The organism is Frankia sp. CcWB2, assembly GCF_977927585.1.
This window is the reverse complement of the sequence record NZ_CDWRCM010000242.1, coordinates 3,458-6,135: the sequence shown is the minus strand read 5'-3', so window position 1 is coordinate 6,135 and position 2,678 is coordinate 3,458. Positions and strand designations below refer to the sequence as shown.

Genomic DNA, 2,678 nt, shown 5'->3' with positions numbered 1-2,678 from the left:
CCGCGATCAACAAATGGCTGCCCCGATAAACGTCCCGAACAGGCCCTAGTGTCGGGGCGGTCCCCGTGGCCCCGCTCCGCCCCACCAGAGGAGGCAAGCCATGACCTTCACCGAGCTCGAGACCGACTACCTGCGCACCCAGCCCCTGGGCCGGCTGGCGACCGTGCAGGCCGACGGCACCCCGCAGGTCAACCCGGTCGGGTTCAGCCTCAACGAGAAGCTGGGCACGATCGACATCGGCGGGTACAACATGGCCGCGAGCCAGAAGTTCCACAACGTCTCCCGGCAGGGCAGGGCCGCGATCGTCATCGACGACATCGTCTCCAGTGACCCGTGGCGGGTGTGTTTCCTGGAGATCCGCGGCGCCGCGGAGGCCATCCAGGCCCCGGACGGTCCCGCCGGCCGCATCGACGGTGCGATCATCCGCATCCATCCTCGGCGGATCATCAGCTTCGCCCTCGACACCCCCGACCGTGAGCCGCACGAGGTCACCATCCAGCGGCGCACCATCTCCTGAGTCATCTCGACGGGCAGGCTGTCCGCGGGACGACGTTCCGGACGTTGTTTGACGAACCGGGTCGGTCGGGTATACGGCGGACGTCCTAGCTCCTCGATCATCGGTTGGCCATCGATGATCATTACTGGCCGGAGGTCTTCCGTGGTCTGGACCCTCATCAGCTGGGTGCTGCTTGGTCTCGTTGCCGGCGCGGTCGCGCGCCTGCTCGTGCCCGGGCCCGACCCGATGAGTATCCCTGCGACGATCCTGCTCGGCATCGTCGGCTCGTTCGTCGGCGGTTTCCTCGGCTACGTCCTGTTCAACCGTGATCTCAGCGAGGGCGCGCTGCAACCGTCCGGCATCGTCGGTTCGATCATCGGGGGTATCGTCGTGCTGCTGGTGTGGCGGGCGGTGGGCCGCCGCCGTACGTTGCACCGCTGACGCCTCGCCCCCGAGGCCGCCTAACGGCCGCCGGTGCGGTGGGTTGACGCGGCGGTAACCGGCGGAACCCACCCGCCCCGGACCCGGGGGAGCACACGTGGCGGGGACCGCAGGGAGTACCGCGTCCGGGATTGTGGGGGCACGCCTGTACGCGGTCCTCGCGCGGGTCCTCCTGCTGGGCGTCCCGGCGGTGGGGCTGCTCGCCGTCGCCTGCGGCCCGGACGCCCCGGCCGGTCCGCGCGCCACCGCGGGGGTGCATCCCCCCGGCGGCCCGACTCCCGCGCACGGCCCGAGCCCCATCCCCGGCCCCGAGGCAACACACAGCCCCGAAACGACACACAGCCCGCAGGCCGCCGGCGCGGGCACCGGCAGCCGTGCCGGCGCCAGCACGCCCTACTGCGGCCCGAGCCGCTACGTCGAGGAGATCATCGTGCAGCAGTGGGCGGACGGCCGGTTCCGCGTCCAGGTGCGGCCCACCCCCGAGGGGCGGCGCGCCGGGGACCGCGGCCAGGTTGCCGCCGAGATCTGGCAGGCCGTGCAGGGGTGTGTGACGGGCCTGCGCGGCGAGCTTGCCGACAGTCTGCGCGACCAGCTGGCGTGCCATCAGAACTTCGCGCAGCTACCGGCGCTGAACGGCGGGAAGGGCTTCGCCACCGGCGAGACCTACGACCTGGAAAGCTGGCGGCCGGCGCCGCATCCCGGCGGCACCCGGGCGTGGATCTCCACCCGCTGCGGGAACACCCTCGGCACCGATCCCCCCGGGCCGCCGGCCAGGATCTACCGGCCGGACGGCGTACGCCCCCAGCGGACGGTCTCCGGCGAGCAGGCCTGACGGCGGGTTGACGACTCGGGGTTTGAGACGGGCAGAGTCGCGTATTCGAGTGTCGCGGGTTCGGGCCTCAGGCCCGGCTTGTCCTCGCTCTTGGTGACGGGGAGGGCGGGTTCTACTCGGGTAGGAGATCGCGTGGCAGCGGCTGGATCCCGGTGCTGCGCAGGACCTGGTCGACGAAGTCGCTCTTGGCGTTGGTGTAGGCGTTGCGGTTGTCGCGGTGCTCGCCGGAGAGGTGCTTCTTCAGATCCGCATAGTCCTGGCGCAGTCCGGGGTCGGCGCGCAGCGCGTCCCGGAACGCGAGCAGTGCCGTGGCGTGGGGGTGGCCGTGCTCGACCACCTGCAGATGGTGGGTGCGGGCGTCGGGTCGCGGACGCAGGAACCAAAGCCGGTAGTGCCGGCACGGATCATCAGGCCAGAACAGCCATCCGTCTGCTTCCATCGCTGGCACCGCGCTCCGGGCCTCGTCGAGCGACCGCACGGGGGCGAGCAGGTCGATGACAGGCTTGGCGGGCATGCCGGCAACCGCGGTGGACCCGATGTGTTCGATCGCGCCGGCCAGCCACGGGGCCAGGACGGCGCGGAGCCGGTCTTGCTGCTCAGCGAACTGGGCGAGCCACGCCGTGTCGTAAGTGACGATGTGAACGAGCTGGTCAGCGAACATGTTCGTGGCCTCCCGGGCGTAGTGGCTCCAGGTTCCACCGGCTTCGGCGCGGTGTCATTGGGTAGTGATCGGGTGGTAGCCGAGGGCCTGGGCGACGACCGGGGCGGGCGCTTGCAGGACGAGCTGGCGTAGCGCGGCGATCCGGGCGGCCTGTATCGGGACGCCGAGGGCGCGGATCTGGTCGAGCAGGCTGCCGGGGTGTAGTGGCTGGCCGGCGCGGCGGCCGGGGAACAGCCAGCGGCTGTTCG

General features: G+C 71.2%; 5 protein-coding genes. 3 read left to right on the top strand and 2 right to left on the bottom strand.

The window, feature by feature from the left end:
• Nucleotides 1-100: 100 nt before the first annotated feature.
• The 3 genes from ACY45C_RS19410 (at nt 101) to ACY45C_RS19400 (ending at nt 1,769) form a co-directional block, all read left to right on the top strand.
• On the top strand, nt 101-517 hold the full coding sequence (locus ACY45C_RS19410; protein ID WP_462188997.1) for a PPOX class F420-dependent oxidoreductase: 417 nt from the start codon (nt 101-103) through the stop codon (nt 515-517).
• A gap of 141 nt (nt 518-658) precedes the next feature.
• The gene (locus ACY45C_RS19405) at nt 659-937 is read left to right on the top strand and encodes a GlsB/YeaQ/YmgE family stress response membrane protein (RefSeq protein ID WP_462188996.1); all 279 of its coding nucleotides are present in this window, start codon (nt 659-661) and stop codon (nt 935-937) included.
• 97 nt (nt 938-1,034) lie between these two features.
• Complete coding sequence (locus ACY45C_RS19400) at nt 1,035-1,769, top strand: DUF2599 domain-containing protein (RefSeq protein ID WP_462188995.1); 735 nt, start codon at nt 1,035-1,037, stop codon at nt 1,767-1,769.
• 112 nt (nt 1,770-1,881) lie between these two features.
• Here the strand turns inward: ACY45C_RS19400 and ACY45C_RS19395 are convergent, their stop codons facing one another.
• Nucleotides 1,882-2,430 (bottom strand): GrpB family protein, encoded by a 549-nt coding sequence (locus ACY45C_RS19395; protein WP_462188994.1) that lies wholly within the window; start codon nt 2,428-2,430, stop codon nt 1,882-1,884.
• A 54-nt stretch (nt 2,431-2,484) separates the two neighbouring features.
• The coding region (locus ACY45C_RS19390; RefSeq protein ID WP_462188993.1) for a hypothetical protein at nt 2,485-2,678 on the bottom strand (194 nt) is incomplete at its 5' end.